Raw genomic sequence first — 21,104 nt, 5'->3', positions numbered from 1 at the left:
AAAGACCGACAGGGCAGAGCTTTGTCGGTCTAATTTTTTAATCCATATTTTTATCCAGCCTTTTAAATATCCTGCCAAAAGGTTTTGATAAAACCAGCAGGAAAAACACGTTGGAACTGCGTATATAAGGGTAAAAAAGGCTGACGAGCCAACAAGGGCAAGGTATCTGCTGAGAATAAAGGCGTTATCAGCCCACAGACAGCTCCACAAGTCCATGATAAGTGAGAATGCCGCTCCTGAGATTATGCCGTAGGTCACGAGAAGCGGCTTGCTTTTTATAAGCTTATCAGCTAACATTCCTGCAAAATATCCGGTCAGACCCCAAACCAGCATTTGAAAAGGCGTCCACGCACCCTGTCCGAAATAGAAGTTTGAGATAAGTGCAGTCATTGCGCCTGTCATAAAGCCCGATTCTCTTCCCATATAAAGGGCGGTTATGATAACAATTGCGGTGCAGGGCTTAAAGCCCGGCAGAAAACTGAAAACTATCCTGCCGAAAACGGACAATGCGGTCATGGCGGCTATTATCACAAGCTGTGTGCTGTCGGAGTGCTTTTTCTCAAAGTGGAGAAAATAGCCTGCCACGGTAAGAATGGCAAGTGCGGCTGTGACGAAAGAATAGAAGCGTTCTCTGAAAAACATTATGCCGCCAAAGCACACAAGGGGTATGACAAGAAGATAGATAAGCCCTGACACAAGTTTTTTACTGCTCATTTTGACCTCTTTTCACCATTGCGAGCCGTTCTCTTACGGCTGTTGACGTCACTGCACCACTGAAAAAGCCCCTTGTGAGCCTTGCGGCGGCGGTGGTGTAAAAACGATTGTGAGAGAAAAACTCCACGGCATTATCCTCGGCGACTATCTTCCCGTCAAAAAGAAGTCCGCACCTGTCGCAGTATTGTGCGGCAAATTCAAGGTCATGGGTCACGAGAAGTATCGTCCTGCCCTCGTCTTTTAGGCCCAAAAGAATATCACCAAGAGCCTTTTTGGCGAAACTGTCCATGCCCTTTGTACACTCGTCCAGGACTATTATTTTCGGGTCAGCAAGAAGAATTTTTCCAAAAGCACATTTCTGTATCTCACCGCCGCTGAGATCCCAAGGGTGGCGGTCAAGAAGATGTTCTATGCCCATGCGCTGTGAAACATTTTCCACTGCGACTTTGTCACCGCTTTGCAAAAGATCCTCACGGACGCTTTCTTTTACAAACATCGTCACAGGCTCTTGGGGCAAAAATGCAAGCATTTCATGAAAAAGCGAGCCGTTTTTATAGGCTTTCTGCTTTTTCACGAAAAGTGAAACAGCACCCATATAAGGCTTGCAAAGTCCGCATATCACACGCAGGAGCGTTGATTTTCCGCCTCCGTTCGAGCCTAAAAGCCCATAGCACTCCCCTTTTCTGATACCAAGATCACAGCCTTTGAGGATATCGGGGGAGTTTTTTTCATATCTCTGCCACAGATTTTTGCACTGCAGGGCATAAGGCTCAGCACGTTCTGTATCAGTGACAGCCTGCTTTGGAATATCCGTCACGCCAAGCTTTTCAAGCTTCGCCCTGCCTTGTCTTACATTGAGGGGCAGGTCGTCGCAAAGCCCTGCGAAAGCCTTTGATGTTTCAGGCAGAAAGCCCTCCAGAGCGTTCTCCACAAAATATTTTGCAGTCAAGGCAGGCGTACTGAAAAACTCGGTCTTGCCCTTTACAAGATACAAAATTTTGTCGCAGGAGTCAAAAAGCTCCTCGGGGTCATGCTCGGCAATGATGATAGTCACGCCCATTTCTTTGTTAAGGCGGTCTAAAATGCCAAGAAGCTCCCTTGCGGCAACGGGGTCGAGCTGTGCGGTAGGCTCATCAAGAAGCAGGATATCAGGGTCTGTGGCCATGACGGAACACAGAGCGACGAGCTGTTTCTGACCGCCCGAAAGTGTGGAGATATCCCTGTCATAGAGCGGCTCGATACCGAAAAAAGCCGCCATTTCACCAACACGGCTTTGTATCTCACCACTTTTCACACCAAAGCTTTCAAGCCCGAAAGCAAGCTCAGCCGATACTTTGTCGCATACCGTCTGGCTGTCAGGGCTTTGCATTACAAAGCCTATCTTTTCAGCACTTTCACGGGCAGAAAGTTCGCTTCTTCCCTTGCCCATAAGGGTGATGTTTCCGGAAAGTTCGCCCCTTGGGGAAAGCTCTCTTTTCAGAAGCCTGAGCAAAGTAGATTTTCCGCTTCCCGAAGCACCGCAGAGCATTATTTTTTCGCCTTTTTTCACTGAAAAAGTGCAGTCAGAAATGGCATAGTCCGTGCTTTCGTTATATTTGAAAGCTACATTTTCGCAAGACAATATTTCCATTTTATGCTCTCCTTTACTTCAAGAATAAACGGGAAAACGCATAGTAATGCGAACATTTCCACAGGCAAAACGCTGTTTTCAAGCTTTATCACAGGGTAAAAAGCGGCGGACAGCTCGCCCTTTGCGGAAAATATCAGCACCAATGCAAAGATAACTGCAAAAACCGCCACAAAAATGCCGTCCCATGCTCTGAACTTGAACGAGTGTGCAAAGCTTCGTTTTTGGATACCATAGCCACGAGCCTTCATTGAAGCGGCTGTGTCCGCTCCCCTTTCAAGCGTGCCTGCACAAAGGGCTGTGAACACTGTGCAGTCTTTTTTCAGGCGGTCAAAACGGCTGTCGGAGATGTTCGCACCAGAGCAGTTCAAAGAGTCCAAAAGCTGTCTGTGAAGCCTTTTGAGCTTTGGGATAAAGCCCATTGTCATTGTTATCACAAGGGCAGCTTTTGGCGTTTTTCGACCGAAAATGTATAGGAGCTTTTCCCTTGTAAGCACCTTTCCAAGAGCTTTGCACCACATTATCACAGCGGTGAGGGATAAGCCGGCGGTCAAGCCATAAAAAAGTGCTTCCTTTGTGTAAGCCTTGCCGTTTACGAAAAACAGCGGCGTTACGCCTTATGTGAAAAAAGTGGATTTGTGACAGTCAAAACGGCGGTAAGAAAGATGTAGAAAGCAAGGTCTGATGCGGTCTGTCTACAGCTTTGAGTTATGGCACAGAACAGGAACGCTCCCACTGCCGAGCATATACCAACGGCTGGTGAAAAGCAGAACATTGTCCCCGCAAGCACAGCCGCAAAATACACAAGGGCGGTCAAAGGGTGAAAAGCTGACAACCTCATTTCACCGCCTCCTTTGTGTAGTCGCAAACGTAGTAAAACTCCACGCTGTCACCGTCATTGAGGACATACTGTGAACAGCCCTTATCGGGGCTTTCGCCGTTTACAGTATATGTCCAACCCGAGGACGGACCGCAGGAAAACTCGTAAATATTGTTTATGCCACGGACATACACAGTGTTGTAAATATTATCCTCTGAGCCTTGATAATCAAGGGGTATCTTCCCGCACCTTGTAGCTTTTTCCAACAGATCAAAGGCGGTGTCGCCCTCACGGAGGACATATTTTTCCGCAGGCATAACAATGCCGTCTGAGGGAACATAGCACTCGTCGCGGAGATTTTTGTCAAGCATATCGTAATTATCCAAAATATCAGAGCAATCCACTGTCAGAGTGACAGTGTGAGCGGCATTTGCGGTATCGTCGCTGTGCAGGCTGTAATACTCGTCAACAGACTGGATATCAACTCCCTTTATGACCGCTGCCGCTGCTAAAATTATGACTATGAGCAGAGCGATATCCTTTTTCACTTTTCTGCTCCCTCCTGACCTTTGAGCTTTTTGGCTTTCTTTGCCTGATCTGCGAAATTTTTAACCACTGCCATTTCCTCTTTGGTTATCTCGAGCCTCGAAAATCTCGCCTTTTCGTATATTTTCTCGCACTCTGCAAAGATTTTCGCCATATCAGCGCCAAAGGTCTTTTTTATGCTCTCGGAAAGCTCTCTTGGCATATGGTCTGAGAAATACTTGCCGCAAAGCTTTTTTCTGCCTGCAAAGAACAGCTTCTCCACCTTTTTGCTGTCAGGCAGAGCGGCAAACCTTCTTTTTCTTACCAAAGCTATTATTGCCACAATAAGGCAGAGTATGAGCATTACCGCACCGATAACGATATATACCGCATAGCTTTTCTCCGCAGGTTTAGTCTTGTTCTCCTCAAAGATCTCTTCCCTTGGTTTGTCCTCGTCCTCGGGAGCAAGGGCTTCGCCGCCTTGGTTGGTGGGCTTTGCTTTTACAGAGCTGTCGTCAGTTTTTATCATGCCAACATAATCGGGGCAGACCTCAAAAGGCTGCCAGCCTATGCCGTCTTTGTAATACTCCGCCCAATAGTGGAGCTGTTTTGAAGTGACGGTCAGGGCTGAGTTATCTGTAAGGCCTTTGGTCATATCTGATGTGATAAAATATCCTCTGCAAAGTCTGGCAGGAACGCCCTTTGCACGGAAGATCTTCACAGCGGCGGCAGCAAAATCCTCCTCGCCCCCACGGCAAGTTACCTCAAGCATATCTGCAAAAGAGCTTTCGCCCCCATAGGTCTTTGACCTGTCAAGCACTGTGTCTGACACAAAAAAGCTTAGCATATCAGACCGCAGTTTACCCTGAGAATCTTGCATATCAAAATGGTTTGCGGCAAGCTGTTTGTCCTCGGCTGATATGTCAAGGCAGGTGGAATAAACATAGTCACGATAACCCTTTTCTGCGGCAAGATAATCCGCAGGCTTATAAGTGCGCAAGGTATCAGATGTGCCAAAAGGCTTTGTGAGATAGCCTTCCGACACCGCAAGCCTGTAATAGCTTTTGGTATTCTCAAAACTTCCGCCTATTATCTTTGGGTCGGAAAAAGCGTTCTCTGCGGCGGTCATACCATAAGTATAAAGGGGCTTTCCGCCATTTTTGATGTTTACTGTAACATTGCCGCTGTCGGATATACCAAGGGCATTGTCAAGGGAAGAAGTCTGAAAAGCCGGTGAGAGATCAAGCTTATCAAGCCAATAGAACTCGTCTGAGTAGGCATATTTCTCCTCACCGCTAAGCTCCCCCCACACGCCGTTAGCTTCTTTCTCGAAACGGCTCTCCAGAAGATACAATGGCTGTGGGTGCTCCATTATGATCTCATACTCACTTTTCGTATTAAAGCGATCGGCAAAGGCAAAGTTGGAAAGCTTATCAAAAAGCCCTGTCAGGCAGGCTATAAGCACTGCGCAAAATGCTGTAAGTATAAGCACAAAGGCTTCAAATCGCCTTTTATGCTGCCGGGAAACGTCAATGCAAGGATACCTAACGCAACTTCTGCAGTGGCATAGTACAGAGGGATATCAATAAAGATACCTGCGCACAAAAACAGCGCAAGCATTGCCACTGTAAAAACTCTGCTGTCAAGACGGCTGAAAATGCTCTGCACTGTGGAAACTATCACTGCACCCACGCAAAGAGCAAACCAAGGGTCTGAGCTTTTTTCCACAAGCATTTCCACTACTCCTGCGCTTTTACCGTGGGCGGTCAAGACGCAGTTCAAAAGCCCTGCAAGGCTTGTTAAAAACTTCTTGTGGAATATCACCGCCGACAATAGTGCGGCAAAAAATGGTATAGGCAAAGTCTTTTTTGATACCCCTGCAAGGGCTGTCAATATGCACACACCTACCAGAACAAAGGCTCGCCAGCCCATACCAAGCGACAATGACAGCAGGAGCATTGTCACTGCACCAAATAGGCTCTGCATGATATAAACACCCTTTGAAAAGTGCTTTTCCACATAGCAAACACTTGCTGTCAAAATTGTCACCTCTTTTACTATTTTATCTCGATAACACGGCTTATACCGCTTCTTTCAAACAGCTCTGAAAACTCCGTCAGTCGCTCTTTTCCCTGCTCAGGCTGTGAAGAAAGAAGGCTGTCCAGAGCGACAGTGAAGCTGTCTGCGCTGTCGATATGCTCGAAAACTTTTCTCTGCTGAGAAAAGCTGTAAAACGCCATGTAATGCCCTATGCCACAGTCAGAAAGATACATTGAAAGGCTCAGTGCCTTTGCAGCAATGCGGTCATAATCCGTTGCGGGGACATTTCCGCCTGTTTCAACGTAGATACAAAGGCTGTCAGTAACAGGCTCGCCATATTCACGGACGTAGATATCACCGAGTCTGAAAGACAGCTTCCAATGCACCGATTTATAGCTGTCCCCCTGACGATATTCTCTTATTCCAATAGGCTCGCTGTGGTCAAAGCCCTCGTTTTCATTGCTGAAAAAGTCGCTTTCAAGGGCTTCCTTGAGCTTTGCTTCCTCGCTCTCATCTATCTCTGCAGCATCAGGCATTATGTTCACACTGCCCTTTATTTCGCACTGCGCCTTTTTCCACGTTAGCCCTATAAGATCAAAGGCTCGGAGTGTCAAAATCTCTGCTTTTATCTTTCCGCAGGTGTCGCTTTTTACAGTGATATCCACCTGAGCAGGCTCTCTGCTGATGATAAAATGCACCTTTATGTCCTCACACTGTCCTGTGAGCATATTTCTAAGCCGCAGTTTACTGCTGTATTCGCCGCAAGTTCCTGTGAAGATAAATTTAAGGCTCATGTCCTTATTTTTCAAGCCTGTGCCGTCGCTTACCAGTGTTGCTGACAGCTTTTTCTTCGAGAATATATTTACACATACTGACAATACAAAAAGCACTGCGCACAGCCCAAGCACCGATATGCCAATGGGCTTTTTCAGCACAAAAAGCAGTATGCCCAAAGCTGTGCAAAGGCAGAAGCATAGACTCTTCATCAGCGTTTTTCCTCATTCTCAGGGCATTTTACGCTGCCAAGTATCTCGTCAAGCACACTTTCTGCCGCAAGTCCTGAAAGCCGTCCCTTTGCAGAAAGAGATATCCTGTGGCTGCAAACATGGGAAAAAAAATCTCTTACGTCCTGGGGAACGACATATTCTCTGCCCTTATAGCACGCCCACGCCTTTGCTATCCTGCAAAGTGCCAAAGCACCTCTTGGGGATACGCCCAGAGAAATATTTTCATTATGCCTTGTGGCGTCGCAAAGGTCTGAGATGTAGTCATAAACGCTGTCGTCAACAAAAACAGCCTTTGCCTTTTTCTGCATTTCTATAAGCTTTTCAGCGGTGCAGACGGCTTTCACATCTGCCAGTGGGTCTGAACTGCTTCGGTCTGACATTATGCTTCGCATTGCCGCTTTGTCAGGATAGCCCATTGAAAGCTTTATCATAAATCTGTCAAGCTGTGAAACAGGCAGTGCCGCCGTGCCAACTGTGCCTGTAGGGTTTTGTGTTGCTATCACTGCAAAAGGCTCAGGCAGAGGATATGTTCTGCCGTCAACTGTGCAGGCCCGCTCCTCCATGACCTCCAAAAGGGCAGATTGCGTCTTGCCTGAGGTTCTGTTTATTTCGTCTGCAAGAAGTATATTCGTCATTGCCGCACCGCTGTGGAAAGTAAAGCCCTGCGCCTGTCTGTCAAAAGCCGTATAGCCTGTGATGTCGGAAGCCACAGTATCAGGGGTGAACTGTATCCTCTTTGTTTCAGCCCCAAAGCCTTTGAAAACGCCACCGCAAGAGTAGTTTTTCCCACGCCCGGAACGTCCTCCATAAGCACATGACCCTGCGCCAAAATTGCGGCGAACACCATATCCACCACTTCGTCCTTGCCGATTATGACCTTTTTCACTTCATCTGTTATCTCACGCATTTTTTACCCTTCTTTCTTACCACTGTGAAACTCCCACTGCGCACAGCACCGCTGCCGCAGATATCACATACACTGTCACGTTTTTATCCTCCGCCTCTTTTATTATCTCGTCAGCAGAAGTGACCTTTTTCCGCTCGCTTTCAGGAAGCTTTTTTATCCTCTCTGCGGTCTTTTCCATAAGTTCCTTTTTGTCTTTTCCAACACTATCAACAGGATAAAGCTCACGGCTTATGATACTGTTAAGGTCTGATATCTCACTGTAAAGCCCGTTTGCTTTGGCATTCATTTCTTCAAGCTCTGATATTATCTTATCCCTGTCCGAAAGACTCTCGTCAGCCTTTGCATGGGCTAAAAGCACCGCTGTGACAGTGCAGTCCCCCGAAGTAACGCCGTTTTTTCTCAGGGCTTCAAGCTTGTTACTGTCGCTTTTTGTAAAGCCTTTCTTGCCCTTACATATTTCCGTTTTCTCGATACTGTATATACAGCCGTTCCCATGGTCTGTCTGTGCAAGCTCCTCTGTGAAAGCCCTGTCGCTCAAGGTCAGGCTGTATTTTTCTGCCGCATTTTCAAGCTCTGCACCGTATCTCACATATGTGCGTTCGTCACAATCAAGGTCATTGAAAAGCTTCAAGGCTTTTTCTGCGCTCTCTTCGTCTGAGATATCCGAAAGCCTGCCGTTTATGCCGTCAAGCTTTTCACGCTGTAGAACTGAAAGCTCCTCTCTCATATCGTAAATACGTCGCATCGTAAGTTCAAAACGCTTTTGTGCCGCAAGTGCGCAAAGCGCCTGCCCTGTGGCAAGCTCGTCAGAATCGCCGCCCTTTTCATGTGAAAATCCACCGTCGCCGTTCTGATAGGAAAGCAGGGCGGTCAAAAGGTCGGAACTTTTCACAAAACGGCTGTCAGCTTCGGGGTCTATACCAAGCGAGCAAAGTGCTATTACTACCTGCGAATCAGCTTCTGCGCTTCCGAACGTTCCTGAGCTGTCCTGCTTGCCGCTTAGATACTCCACCGCTTTGTCAACGCTTTTTCTAACATCGTCACGGGAAAAATCATTGTAATATGGAGCGATCGCCTGCAAAGCCATTGCGGTGATGTCGATATCGCTTTCACCTTTTGACAGCGAAAAGCCGCCATCGGTATTCTGAACGGAAACTATCTCGTCAAGTATACGCTCTCTGTCAAACTCTGCACCCTCCGGGGTCTTGTAGCCCATTGTATCAAGGGTCAAAAGTGCAAATATCCAGCCGTTAAGACCCTGTTTGCCTACGGAATTATTTTCATCTCTGCCGTAAACACCGCCTTTTACAAGGTCCATGCCCTCAAGGTCGGCAGGGTCGCCTCCCATTGCGGAGGCTGTTATAGCGCACCTCTGCCACTCGGTAGCGTTGTCGGTATCTGAAAGAGCTTTCACACGCTGAGAAAGCGCAGTGAGATAAGCCTCATAGTCCTCCTCAAAACCAAAGCGTGAAATGCCTATGGCAAGCCAATCGGAGCTTCCTATGCCTGCGTTTTGCAGAAAATCCCCCGAAAAAATGCTCTCGTCCTGAGAAATGCCCATTTTGTCACGCTGCCACTGACAGACCTTTTCTGCGCTTTCAGTTATCCTGTCCCTTTTATCTGCGTTATCTGCATTCACCGCAGGAACATTTGTCAGAAGCATTACTGCCCCTGCAAACACCACCACTAATCTGTCAAGAAAACCTCTCGTTTTCAACGATATCCTCCTACCATGTTTTGTCATAGCTATCCTGTGAACCTGTTATATCTCTTCCGTAGGCAACTGTGAACGCAAGCCTAACAGTGTCGCCGTCGGTGAAGTTCACCTTGCCCATGCCGTATGCAGGCATATTGCCGTTTACAGTGTACACCCAGCCTGAGCCGTAGGTGTAGTCAAATTCTCCAAGGCTGTCGGCATACTGTGTGCCACTGTCTGCAATGCCATCATTTTTTATAAGCTCCGCAAGCTCGCTGTTTACTGCTCCACCTGAAAACGCACCGCTTTTGTGTATTCGACTTAGATATCTCTGATCGTCCTTGCCTGTAAAGTCACCTGTGAAGCCGTTTTGCTGAAGAAAACGCTCTATAACGTCAACGCCTGTGTCACCCTCGTATATTGCCACCTCTGAGCCTGCGGCAAGCTGTCCAAGCCCTATGGTATCAGCATCAATGCTCATTGTTATAACGCCTGTCTGCTCGCCCTTTTGTGCGCTGACAGAATTTATGGTATAGGCATGATCCGCATATCTGCCCTCGGGGTCATACACCCTTATTTCAAGAAGATTTGCCCCGCCCGAAAGCTGGAGATAATAGGCTGAGTTCCTGTCCTGTGCGATACACTCAACAGAAAGCCCATTGAGCCAGACCTCGGTCTTGTCGGCATATATCCTTCCGCCTGATAGTCCTGTGCGTTAAATCTGAGGGTGAAGCCCGAGCCTTTCACTGTCTGTCCGTTGGTGACGTTTATATACGTTATCTCAGGTCTTGTGGTATCATCAGCAATGGGTACATAGGTGACAGTGAAATATCTGTCTATTTTTTTGTCACCGTCTTTTGCATAAAGCCTTATACGGTTATCACCGCTTTGGAGGGTGCAGGTATAATTATCTCTGCCCGAAAGCTTTTTGCCGTTTAGAATAACGCTTAGCTTTGCACTGCCGCTTTGACCTTTCATTCTCGCATAGAAGCTAAAATCGGCGTCATTTACAGTGCGGTCATAAAGATCGGTATCAATTGAAAACTCCGCAGGAGTGTATTTTATCTTAAAGCTTTTTTCAGCCTTTGAGCCGTCCTTTTCCGCAGAGAGAGTTATAGTATTCTCGCCCTCAGAAAGCTGTGCTGTAAAAGTTTCATCGCCTGAAAGCTTTTCACCGTTGACTTTAACCGTCAAAGGTATTTTATCACCGCCATAAAAAGCTGTGGCTGAAAATGTTATGCTTTCTGTGTCAGTATCCTTATCCGCAAGGTCGGTGTCAAAGGTTATCTCCTTTTTGTCAAAATAAACTGTATAGTCCTTATAAGCCCTTTTCACCTGACCGCTTTTGTCGGTATAGGTGCAGGCAACACGGATAGTGTTTTTTCCTGCGTGAAGGGTAACGCTGCCCGAGAACTGATTTACAACGCTGCCGTTCACAGTGACCTGAACTTTTTGCACTGTGAGAGCCTTGTTTTTATGTGTTATTGTGAACTCATAGAGTGGCTTTTTTACACGCTCGCCCTCTTTTATAGAGGTGGTGAAATATTCTGTGTCGGTGTTCTTTTTGACAGTTTCGGTCTTGCTGTCAGGCTTTTTCTTTACCTCGTCAGACTTATTTTCGCCTTGGACATTTATGGTAACATTTGTGTTCCCGCCATTTACTGTCGGGGAATTTCCGTCGCTTTTGTCAGCCTGCGGAGAGCTTTCTGTTGTATCTGTATTGCTGTCGCTGCTATCAGTGTTATCACTGTCATCTGCCTGTGAGCTGTCCATATCTGAACTTTCGTCCTTTGGCTGAGAGCTTGTTTCATAGCCTTCTCCGCCCTGTCCGTCCTCCTCCGCAAGGCTTTCAGACAGTACTGAAAACGGATTTTCAGGTGTCTTATAACTGCTCATATTATAAAAACGCATACACAAAAAAGCCGCTGCGATAAAAAACGCCGCTGCTGACAGCATTATTATTTGCCTGTTTTTTTGTGTATGCTTTTTCATAATATTCTCACTTTTCATATCACAGAAAATGCCCGCCCCCTGAAAATAGAGGGCGAGTATCCTGCAAAATAACTTATATCTTAATTGTCTTAATTTTTTACTTTCTCTTTCTTGAAACTGTAAGAGCTCCGCTGATAAGAAGTGCAAGACCTGCTACGCAAACGCCTGCTGTCGCACCTGTGTTAGGGTTAGCCGCACCTGCGTTATTTGCTGTCTTTGATGAGCTGTCAGCCGCCTTTGATGTGTCAGCACTGCTTACTGACTCTGCGGCTGATGAAGTGGCAGAAGATGTATCCTCAGAGTTTGCAGAAGATACTGTGCTTTCGGAAGATACGTCAGATGAGCTTACAGAGCTTTCTGCTTCTGATGAAGAGCTTGGTGTCTTGAGTTCTTCAAGCTTTTCCTCTGCGGCCGTAAGAGCGTCAACATTGCCTACATATTCCTTAAGGTCGCCAAGCGCGTCATAAGCGACTCTTGCTGCCTTGATGTCATTCTCGCTGTCAAGTGTTATCTCGCCAAGGTCACTGATAAGCTTCTCAACAGCCTTTACGCTGTCATAATCCTCTGCTGCAAGAACTGTTACGTCGATAGTTGCTTCAACAGGTGAAACGGCAACGCCTGTTGTGTTTGCAGCGCCCTCGTTTGTCTTATCTCTGTACATACCATACTTGTATGTAACAGTAACGAAATCATCGTCTGCTGTAAGAGCAGTATCGTCGATAGTCACATAATCTGTAACGTCCTTCTTCACACCGTTTTTGAGAACTGCGTAAACCTTCAAGTCGGAAGCGTCATAAGCTTCGCCCTCTTTGCATACTGTCTTAGCATTCTCGGTCACAAGCTTTTCCACCTCTGAGCCGACAGCCATTATGCAGCCTGAATCGTTCTTGAAGTAGATAGTGCCGTTTTCGTCTGCAACAAGGTCAGCTATAGCGTACTGTGCCTGAGCGCCCGTTGGTGTGAAAAGTGACGGAGCTGTTTTCTTTCCGTTTACTATCTGAGCGTCAAGAACTTCTGTTACGCCCTTTTTATCCTTTACATAGCGGATAGCGCCTGCTGATGCGTTCTCTGAGAAGTAAACATAGTTATAGCCGTTCTCATTCACAACGCCAAGACCTGATGTCTGTGGATAGCCCTTTGTTTCTGCCTTGTATGCTATCTCAAAACTGTCAAGGTCGATAACTGCGATAGCACTGCCCTTATAGTTGCCCCAGCCTGAGCCGTTTACGCCAACATAAGCTCTGCCGTTAAGAACTGTAGGAGATGATGTGCTTGCGCCACCAAGTGGGATGCTGTCAAGCTTTGTGAAATTGCCCTCATCGTCTATTGTTGCCTTATAGAAATAGCCCCCGTTAGATGTGAAATAATAAGCGTCTGTATCCTTATCGTAAGAAATAGTGCTTCTTACTCCTCCGCCTACTGTATACTCAGTATCTATAACGCTTCCTGAGTTTTTGTCAAGAGTAACTATTCTTGCAGGGTCGGTAGTGTTTGCCTTTGCATTTTCCATGCCGAGAACGACAAAATCGTCAGTTGCATATGCGCCTGCCCAATAGAAACCGCTTTTGTTTGTGAATATCCACTTTGGTGACTTCTCTTCATCTGTTGTGTCAGGATCTTCGTCCTTAACGTCTATGCAAACATACTGATCGTTTTTTCCTGAACCATAGTTGCAGAAGCCTGTGTAGATACAGCCGTCATTATAGTAGATAGGGCTTACAGACTGACCGCCCACGCTGTCCTTGTATACCCACAGCGACTCGAGTGTGTCAGCGTCAAATGCCTGAATTCCGCCGTTAAAGGCTGAGAATATCATGCCGTCTGCATAAGTAACAGGCTGGATAGCGTAGCTGTTTGTGCCTGCTCGCTGTCCAACTACTGAATCCACAACGCCCGTTTCCTTATTCATTCTCATGAGCTTGTCGCCGGATGTATAAACGATATTATCTCCAACGATAGCCACAGGCGACGGACCATCGTTCCAGCTTTTTCCTACCTTAGTTGCCCAGTTAAGCACTGCGTTATCCGCACTGTCAGGGAGAACTGATGTTGTTACGTTGTTGTTTGTTCCGTCTGAAACAAATGCGCTTACACACACGCTCAGACTAAGAGCAGTCGCAAGAGCGAAGCTGGCTGTTCTCAAAATTTTCTTCTTCATTCTTTTCTGTCCTTTCGTTGATACACACTGTTCCGCCGTCAATGCACTTTTTATGAACACCCCGACCACAGCAAAAAATGCCTTTCCGCCGAAACGAAAAAGCATTCTATCCGCTTTACTGCCTGCACAGCGATAAAGCAGACCGTCATCTTCATCGCCCAAGACAGAAATAGTCAACGAAAACACAGCAGATACCTGACTTATGACAGTGCACAAAAAGCCTGTCAAACACAGTAATGGCGGTTGTGCAGGATTTGGACCTGCTTCCCTGACGGCAAGGCTTTCGCCCTGACACGCTCTACTCAGCTAACAACTTTTCAAACTGTGCTTTCTTAATATTCACATCATGATAATTATACCATATCGCTATGGATTATTCAATAACCTTTTTACACCACTAATAAGCCCGATACAACGCCGTTTTTGTGGCATTTTCATAAACTCATAGGCTGAAACTTTGTTGGATATAGTTTTAGGCTATACCCTCAGTTTCTCCTCCAGCTCCGTGTCAGGCTTGACAGTGATAGTGTAGTTGTTTGTAAAAATAACCATGCCCGGCTTTGAGCCGTTTGGCTTTTTCACGTTTCTTATGAAAGTGTAGTCGACGTCCACTCTGGAGGAATTTCTTCCCTTTGAGTTGCAGGCGGCGATTATTGCCGCTTCCTCTATTGTTCTGTCAGGTGGCATTTCCCCATCGCAGGTGACGATAACGTGGCTTCCTGTAATATCCTTGACGTGGAGCCAAAGGTCAGTTTTCTCTGCTTCCTTGCAGGTGAGGCGGTCGTTCTGTTTATTGTTCCTGCCTACCCTTATTTCATATCCGTCAGAAGAACGGTATCTTATAGGCGGCAGAGCCTTTGGAGGCTTGCCCTTGAACTTTGAACGCTTTACATAGCCCTCCTGAAAAAGCTCCTCACGAAGCTCGGCTATATCCCCCTCCGTCTGCGCCCTCGTGAGAGAATCGAAAACAGAATCCAGATACTTGACCTCCTGCTCGCCCTCTGCAATAAGCACAGTGAGCTTTTTCTCTGCGGTGTCGAGCTTTCTGTACTCCTTATAATACTTCTGTGCATTCTGTGTTGGCGTAAGCCTTTTGTCAAGAGGTATCTTCACTGTAGGGCAGTTCTCGTCATAAAAGTCCTGCACCTCAGCATATGCCATGCCCTTTTCAAGTGCATAGAGATTTGAAGTGATAAGGTCACCGTAAATGCGGTATTTTTCCCTATCCTTGCACTCTTTAAGCTCTTCACGCTGATTTTGCACACGCCTTTGAGTTCTCTCGGAGGTGTTTATAAGAAGCTTGAAAAGGTCGTTGGCTTTCTGCTTTATTCTTGAAAGGGAATCCCTCTCCGCATAGAAATAGTCAAGCAGAACGCTTGGCGACTCAAAGCTTTTTGTCACCATGAGCGCACCATACTGCGTGATATCGCAGAAACAGAAATCTTTCAGATTACCCTCTTTTGTTTTCAGCACTGTGTAGACGTTAGTGCCGTCATTTATGCTGTCACGGACTTTTGAAAAATAAAACCACAGCCTGTCCGCAGTGTCTCCGCTTAGCTGTTCGGCTGTTATCTCAGCACCCCTTGCCGCAAAGAACACAGCTTCCCTTGCGAACACTGGTGAAATGCCCTCAAGCGTTTTCATTATTGCCTTTGAAAGCTCCGCCGTGGGGTTTTCGGCTATCTTTGCAAGAAGCTCTTCTTTTGTACATTCCATAAGATTCAGCCTTTGCTCTCTTGGGGGCAAAGTATACTGCGCACCGGGAAGAACCATTCTCACTGATGACATTTCCTGTCCCACACGCTTTATGCTGTCTATTATCCTGCCGTCCTCACGATAGAGGATAAGATTTGAACGCCTGCCCATTATCTCCGCCGCAAGGGTGAGATTCACCCTGTCGCCCATTTCGTTGGTGGCTTCAAAGTCAAAGAAAAGTATACGCTCAAAGCCGTCCTGCCTAATGGCAGTGAGTCTGCCTCCTGCAAGATGCTTTCTCATGAGCATACAGAACATAGGCGGTGTTTTCGGATTCTCTATATCCGCCGTTGTTATATGAACCCTTGCCGAGCCTGCACCTGTGCTGAACATAAGCTTCTGCGCACCCTCTTTAGTGCGGATAGTCATTATAAGCTCCTCTCGTGAAGGCTGGTGTATCTTATCCACCCTGCCGTCAATAAGAGGGTCAAATTCTTTTCTGAGCAAGCTCAGATAAATTCCGTCCAATGCCATTTTACTTACCTGCTTTTTATATTACTTCAACTATATCCCTGTTGCTTACGGCTATCTCTACTCTCAGATCGCTGAACTTGTTTCTCAGCTCGTTGGCGATAAACTCGCAGAAGATATTTTCCGTATAGAAATGACCTGCGTCTATAACAGAAACACCCATATTCCCGCCGTCTATAAAAACGTCATGCTTCACGTCACCTGTCAAAAGCACCTGACAGTCTTTTCCTGCGGCGTCAGCCAAAAACGAACCGCCTGAGCCTGAGCATACTCCCACACGCCTTATCTCACGCTCGCCGCCGCTGAAACGGACTACTCTACAGCCGAGAACGTCCTTTGCTCTCTGTGCAAGCTCACGGACGTTCATGCCGTCACATTTGCATACATATCCACAGCCCACGCCATGCTCTTCATGCAAAGCACTCTCAGGTTTAAGACCAAGCATTTTGCAAAGCACGTCATTCATTCCGCCCTCTGCGGAGTCGAAATTTGTGTGCATGGAAAGAGCGTTCTTTCCCCCTGCCGCAAGTATCACAGCAGGATCGTTGGGCACGAGAGTCTTTAGTCCTCTGAAAATAACAGGGTGGTGGGTGAGAACAAGGTCAAAGTCACGCTGACAAGCCTCTCTTGCCACCTCTGCGGTGCAATCAAGCGCCACCAGCACGCTCCTTACCTCAGCGGACATTTCCCCCACATTAAGACCGCTGTTGTCATAGCCCTCCTGCAAGCGGTATGGGGCTAAATCCTCTATAAAACTATAAATATCATAAACTGTTGTCATTTTTGTCAGCTCCTTTTTGTGTGTCTGATGTGCTGTCAGGGATATTTCTGTCCTTGATAACTGCGTCAAGAAGTTCGTAAAAGCCCGTGATAAATACCACCACTATAAGAACAAACAATGCAGGAAGCATAGCCTCAAAAGGCAAGAAATTTAATGCAGGAAATCTTTCGCCGCTGGACAAAGCCACTGCCACATCTTTTTCGCAATAAATATATCCCAAAACCATAACAATGGTATGTATAACAAGCGGTATAAACGCAAAGCTGAGCCAGTAAAAGGCTTTGCCCACGTTTGGTTTCTTAAATTTAAAATAAAAACCTATATACGCACCCAAAGCAACAACGCCGCTTAATATCACGCTTGCACCGCCGGGACTTACGGAACAGCATGCAAGCAACAGAATTACTGACAGTATCGTTACGGAAAGTTGGGTCGCTATACCTATCCCTAAAGCTTTCAGAAATTTCATTTTTGCCCCCATGTTTTTTTGTATCATATTTTTTTCAACGTTTCAAGCTCGCTCTGTGCAAGCTTAACAAGCCTTTCTCCCAGTTCCTTTTTGTCCTCAGACTTCATCATTCCGCTGCCTGCAACAAAAATTCTTTTTGCCTGCCTTGCGATATACTCTTTTCCCACGCCCTCAGGCTTAACAAAGCCAAACTGCAAATATCTGTCATCACATTCATAAGACGGCATTTTACCTATATACACCGCCTGCATGACAGAATATGCAAACAGCCCCTCTGTGCAGGCAAGCTCTTTTTTCACCTCAAAGCCGTTGTCATAAAGCCACTTTCTAAGCACGTCCCATTTTGTCATAGGCTGTAAAACGAGGTTGACTCCGTTTTTCACCCACGGACATTTTTCAAGCAGTCTTGCAATAAGCTCGCCGCCCATGCCTGCCATAACAACGTCCGTTATGCCCTCTGGGGGAACATTGTCAAGCCCGTCTGACAGCACTGTTCCAATGCGGTCTGAAAGCCCCTCACGGTTGATATGCTTCTCAGCCGACTTTAGCGGCATTGGTGCAACATCACAAGCTAGAGCCTTTTTGCACATATTTTCCTTTATCATAAAGCAGGGCAGATAACCGTGATCTGTCCCCACGTCGCATACAAAATCTCCTGTACAAAGCTTTGCACAGGTCACAAGTCTTTTATCCAAAGCTTTCCTCCAAAGAAAAAAATCGCCGCTCGCCCCCTGAAAAGGCGGCTGGGCGGCGAAAGTAGTTCCAAACGCTTATTCTGCAAAATGCTTGTTGAGCTTTTCGAGCATTTCCTCAACAGGAACGCCATGAACAGCACAAGCCTCTTCAAGAGTTTCGCCTCTTGACGCTGGGCAGAACAGACAGTGCATACCCATTTCCATAAAGTATGGTGCTGTATTTTCATCAGCGTCCATTATATCGCCTATAATAGTATCCTTTGTAACTGTGAATGCCATTTTATATTCCTCCTATCATGATAGACCACGCACCGCAAACGCTTTGCGTTATACCTATATTATAACCAATCCTGAGAAAAAAAGCAAGTCTTTTTTAAGGCAATACCGCACAAAGATTGTGCGTCAGATGCGTAGTCAGATTTTTTGTCAGATTGCATAAAAATTCCGCAGGCATACTGTCGTATGTCAAGGGATTTTTGTGTGATATGACGGAAAATCTGCAAGCAGATGGCGTGCAAAGCCGTCAGGCGGGCTTTGTGCGGTGTTGCCTTATATATTATAATGTATCGCCCTTATCAACATTTATAACAGCGTTATATCTTCCGTCAAATTCTGTGAGCCGTTTTGATATTTTTGCTTTTACCTCGCTGTCTGAAAGTCTGAAATCAAAAGGCACTACCACGTCAAAAATAAGATTTTCACGGTTTTCTCCCTTTGTCATTCTGAAATCGTGTATGCTAAGGCATTGGTCGATAGACTTCACAACGTCTGTTACTATCTTTTTAGTTTCGATAGTTTGCTCGTCATGATCTGCCACCGGATCCATATGTATAGACACTGCGCAGTGATATTTTTCTTTCATGCTATCCTCAAGATCGTCTATAAGCTCATGAGCCGCCATAAAGTCCATTTCGCATGGCACTTCAGCATGAAAGGAGATAACGGTATTCCCTACGCCATAATCATGTATGAGCAGATCATGGATACCGATTATCTCAGGAAAGCTCATTGCGGTATCAACGATATCCTGAACGAACTCCTTATCGGGCTTTGAGCCGAGAAGCGGCGAAACGCTGTCCTTGCAGGTCATAAAGCCTGAGCGGAAGATAAAGAGAGCAACGAGAACGCCCACATAGCCGTCTATGTTTATGCCTGTGAACGCAGAGAATACCATTGCAAGCATAACAGCTCCTGTTGCGACACAATCGGAAAGACTGTCAGCGGCAGAGGCGAAAAGCGAGGTAGAGTTTATCTTTTTTCCAAGCTTCTATAGAAATACCACATCCAAAGCTTCACAGCCACTGAGCAGCCAAGTATCACAAAGGTCATTACCGAGAAAGCAAGCTTATCATGGGCGAAGATCTTTGAAAAAGAAGATTTTCCAAGCTCAATGCTCATCATCATAATAATAAACGAAATGACAAGACCTGAGATATACTCCATTCTGCCATGACCGAAAGGGTGATCTTCATCTGCGGCTTTGGCCGCCATTTTAAAGCCAACCAGTGACATTATAGACGAGCCTGCGTCAGAAAGGTTGTTAAAAGCGTCCGCCATAACGGACACAGCCCCTGACACAAGTCCTGCAATAAGCTTACCGAGGAAAAGCATGATATTAAGGACTATACCAGTACATGAGCCTAAGTAGCCATATTTTTTTCGGACGTTTTTATCTTTCACGTTATCTCTGTCTTTTATAAATAATCTTACAAGAAGTGCTGCCATATGAATATCCCCTTTTGTTTACCAAAGTAAACTTATAAGTTTATCTACTATTATAACACATAATATTACAAAATCAAGTGCAAATGCTTATTTATATGGATATTCGCCGCAGCAGGCAATATGCAGCCACTTATTTCTCATTTCAACCACATAATAAAATTTTCTTTTCACTATTGAAAAAAATTGTGCAGTGTGCTATAATAGTTATTAGCGTTAATCGTTTACATACGCAAAAAGGAAAGAGGTTATATAAAAAAATGAGAAAGTTATTATCAAGAGCTGCGGCTCTGCTGCTGGCAGGAGTTATGACAGCGGCTGTGGCAGGCTGCGGAAAAAACTCCGACAGCGAGGCAAAAGACACTGCAAAGAAGTGGACAGAGCTTGACCAGACACAGATAACAGAAGCCATGGGGCTTGGCTGGAACTTAGGCAATCAGCTTGAAGCTTCCAGCGGCGGTCTTCCCAGCGAAACTTGCTGGGGCAATCCTGAGATAACAAAGGAGCTTATCGACACTGTCAAGGCACAGGGTTTCAAGACAGTAAGAATACCTGTTTCTTATCTTGACATGATAGGCGACGGTCCTGACTACAAGATAGACACTGACTGGCTGGACAGAGTTCAGGAGGTCGTTGACTATGTTGTTGACAACGATATGTTCGCTATAGTTAATATGCATGGTGACGGATATTACACAGTTGACCACAGTTGGTTGCTTTGTGCTGAAGACGATGACAAGCAGACCGAGATAAAGGACAAGTACGGCAAGGTTTGGACTCAGATAGCAGACCGTTTCAAAGACTACGACCAGCACCTTATCTTCGAGTCCATGAACGAAGAATTCAACAACGACTACGGCAAGCCTGACGCTAATGCTTATGAGAACATAAACGCATACAATCAAATATTTGTTGACTCAGTGAGAGCCACAGGCTCAAACAATGAAAAGCGCTGGCTGCTGCTGCCGGGCTGGAACACAAATATTGAATACACAGCAGGAGATGATTACAACTTCAAGATACCGACTGACAACGGCTGCAAGGCTGACGGCAAGCGTATCATGATATCAGTTCACTATTATGACCCATTCAATTTCACTATTGACGAGAACAAGACCGCAAAAACTCAGTGGGGCAAATATGCAGTAAAGAATTATGACAACTGGGGTCAGGAGGATCATGTTGACAGCCAAATGGCACTTCTTAACGAGAAGTTTGTAAGTCAAGGTTATCCTGTTGTTATCGGCGAATTTGGCGCACAGGACAAGACAGAAAAGTTTGCAGACTACAATGAGTTCAGACGCTACTGGGCTGAATATCTTATCAAGGCGGCAAAGAAAAACGGCGTTGTTTGTGTATACTGGGACAACGGCTACAACGGCAACAAGGGCTTTGGCATCATAAACAGATTTGACTACACTATCACACAGCCTGACCTTATCGCAGGCATGATGAGAGCCATAAACTCCACAGACGATTATGAGATCCCGTCACCGGCAGGCTACACAGAGGTCAGAAAGAGCGCAAAGGCTTCATAAGTTTTTCACACGCAAATATGCTGATACATTTGTAGGGGCGAACAGCGTTCGCCCGTTTGATCTGCATGATGAAATAATAAAGGCGTTGTAAAAAAACAGCGCTCAAAGAGCCGAGATTTCCTGCTTTTGGGAAATCTCGGCTCTTTTTTATGCCAGATCGCAAAAATAACTATTTTGGCTGAATTTT

Annotated in this window: 19 protein-coding genes and 3 pseudogenes; 1 reads left to right on the top strand and 21 read right to left on the bottom strand. The window is 46.1% G+C overall.

All coding sequences use genetic code 11. The features are described 5' to 3' along the window. Positions 1-222: 222 nt before the first annotated feature. The 21 genes and pseudogenes from DW793_RS15650 to DW793_RS15645 all read right to left on the bottom strand — a co-directional run. Positions 223-642: pseudogene (locus DW793_RS15650) on the bottom strand (ECF transporter S component); the annotation flags it as partial. Between the two features lie 61 nt (positions 643-703). After that, entirely contained in the window at positions 704-2,344 is a 1,641-nt protein-coding gene (locus DW793_RS07635) for an ABC transporter ATP-binding protein (protein WP_118157541.1), read from the bottom strand. Then, positions 2,317-2,895 (bottom strand): energy-coupling factor transporter transmembrane component T, encoded by a 579-nt coding sequence (locus DW793_RS07630; protein ID WP_118157540.1) that lies wholly within the window; start codon positions 2,893-2,895, stop codon positions 2,317-2,319. Before DW793_RS07630 ends, DW793_RS07635 begins: the two co-directional genes overlap by 28 nt. 56 nt (positions 2,896-2,951) lie before the next feature. Further along, entirely contained in the window at positions 2,952-3,182 is a 231-nt protein-coding gene (locus tag DW793_RS07625) for a hypothetical protein (protein WP_118157539.1), read from the bottom strand. Further along, the gene (locus DW793_RS07620; protein WP_117897180.1) at positions 3,179-3,709 is read right to left on the bottom strand and encodes a DUF4430 domain-containing protein; all 531 of its coding nucleotides are present in this window, start codon (positions 3,707-3,709) and stop codon (positions 3,179-3,181) included. The genes DW793_RS07625 and DW793_RS07620 overlap by 4 nt, the downstream gene beginning before the upstream one ends. Further along, entirely contained in the window at positions 3,706-5,178 is a 1,473-nt protein-coding gene (locus DW793_RS07615; protein WP_118157538.1) for a transglutaminase domain-containing protein, read from the bottom strand. Before DW793_RS07615 ends, DW793_RS07620 begins: the two co-directional genes overlap by 4 nt. Further along, the gene (locus tag DW793_RS07610; protein ID WP_118157537.1) at positions 5,142-5,726 is read right to left on the bottom strand and encodes a hypothetical protein; all 585 of its coding nucleotides are present in this window, start codon (positions 5,724-5,726) and stop codon (positions 5,142-5,144) included. The genes DW793_RS07615 and DW793_RS07610 overlap by 37 nt, the downstream gene beginning before the upstream one ends. A 17-nt stretch (positions 5,727-5,743) precedes the next feature. Continuing rightward, positions 5,744-6,712: a DUF58 domain-containing protein gene (locus tag DW793_RS07605; protein ID WP_118157536.1), complete on the bottom strand. Its 969-nt coding sequence runs from the start codon at positions 6,710-6,712 to the stop codon at positions 5,744-5,746. After that, on the bottom strand, positions 6,712-7,041 hold the full coding sequence (locus DW793_RS15935; protein ID WP_390624669.1) for an AAA family ATPase: 330 nt from the start codon (positions 7,039-7,041) through the stop codon (positions 6,712-6,714). Before DW793_RS15935 ends, DW793_RS07605 begins: the two co-directional genes overlap by 1 nt. 177 nt (positions 7,042-7,218) lie before the next feature. Beyond that, positions 7,219-7,476, bottom strand: a pseudogene (locus DW793_RS15930) (AAA family ATPase); the annotation flags it as partial. After that, complete coding sequence (locus tag DW793_RS15925; RefSeq protein WP_390624666.1) at positions 7,365-7,640, bottom strand: AAA family ATPase; 276 nt, start codon at positions 7,638-7,640, stop codon at positions 7,365-7,367. The gene DW793_RS15925 and the pseudogene DW793_RS15930, both read right to left, overlap by 112 nt. A gap of 16 nt (positions 7,641-7,656) precedes the next feature. Continuing rightward, positions 7,657-9,357 carry a prenyltransferase/squalene oxidase repeat-containing protein gene (locus DW793_RS07595; RefSeq protein ID WP_181988320.1) on the bottom strand — a complete coding sequence of 567 codons (1,701 nt, stop codon included), beginning with the start codon at positions 9,355-9,357 and terminating at the stop codon, positions 7,657-7,659. A 10-nt stretch (positions 9,358-9,367) separates the two neighbouring features. Continuing rightward, the gene (locus tag DW793_RS07590; protein WP_118157534.1) at positions 9,368-9,907 is read right to left on the bottom strand and encodes a DUF4430 domain-containing protein; all 540 of its coding nucleotides are present in this window, start codon (positions 9,905-9,907) and stop codon (positions 9,368-9,370) included. A 2-nt stretch (positions 9,908-9,909) separates the two neighbouring features. Continuing rightward, positions 9,910-11,346: a hypothetical protein gene (locus DW793_RS07585; RefSeq protein WP_118157533.1), complete on the bottom strand. Its 1,437-nt coding sequence runs from the start codon at positions 11,344-11,346 to the stop codon at positions 9,910-9,912. Between the two features lie 79 nt (positions 11,347-11,425). After that, positions 11,426-13,714 (bottom strand): NPXTG-anchored protein, encoded by a 2,289-nt coding sequence (locus tag DW793_RS07580; RefSeq protein WP_118157532.1) that lies wholly within the window; start codon positions 13,712-13,714, stop codon positions 11,426-11,428. Positions 13,715-13,963: 249 nt separating this feature from the next. Beyond that, on the bottom strand, positions 13,964-15,715 hold the full coding sequence (locus DW793_RS07575; RefSeq protein WP_118157531.1) for an Rqc2 family fibronectin-binding protein: 1,752 nt from the start codon (positions 15,713-15,715) through the stop codon (positions 13,964-13,966). Between the two features lie 16 nt (positions 15,716-15,731). Continuing rightward, positions 15,732-16,493, bottom strand: a complete 762-nt coding sequence (locus DW793_RS07570; RefSeq protein ID WP_118157530.1) for a Nif3-like dinuclear metal center hexameric protein — start codon at positions 16,491-16,493, stop codon at positions 15,732-15,734. Beyond that, entirely contained in the window at positions 16,477-16,962 is a 486-nt protein-coding gene (locus DW793_RS07565) for a hypothetical protein (RefSeq protein ID WP_118157529.1), read from the bottom strand. Before DW793_RS07565 ends, DW793_RS07570 begins: the two co-directional genes overlap by 17 nt. 23 nt (positions 16,963-16,985) lie before the next feature. Then, positions 16,986-17,657, bottom strand: coding sequence for a class I SAM-dependent methyltransferase (locus DW793_RS07560; protein WP_118157528.1), 672 nt, complete (start codon positions 17,655-17,657; stop codon positions 16,986-16,988). Between the two features lie 75 nt (positions 17,658-17,732). Beyond that, the gene (locus DW793_RS07555) at positions 17,733-17,936 is read right to left on the bottom strand and encodes a DUF1858 domain-containing protein (RefSeq protein WP_022288179.1); all 204 of its coding nucleotides are present in this window, start codon (positions 17,934-17,936) and stop codon (positions 17,733-17,735) included. Positions 17,937-18,213: 277 nt separating this feature from the next. After that, a pseudogene (locus DW793_RS15645) lies at positions 18,214-19,268 on the bottom strand (cation diffusion facilitator family transporter). A 371-nt stretch (positions 19,269-19,639) separates the two neighbouring features. Between DW793_RS15645 and DW793_RS07545 the strand changes: the two are divergent. After that, a complete protein-coding gene (locus DW793_RS07545) occupies positions 19,640-20,917 on the top strand; it encodes a glycoside hydrolase family 5 protein (protein ID WP_118157527.1) in 1,278 nt (425 codons plus the stop codon). Positions 20,918-21,104 lie beyond the last annotated feature (187 nt).

It is taken from the genome of Ruminococcus sp. AM31-15AC (assembly GCF_003462045.1).
GTDB lineage: Bacteria > Bacillota > Clostridia > Oscillospirales > Ruminococcaceae > Hominimerdicola > Hominimerdicola aceti.
This window is presented reverse-complemented; position numbering and strand designations above follow the sequence as displayed.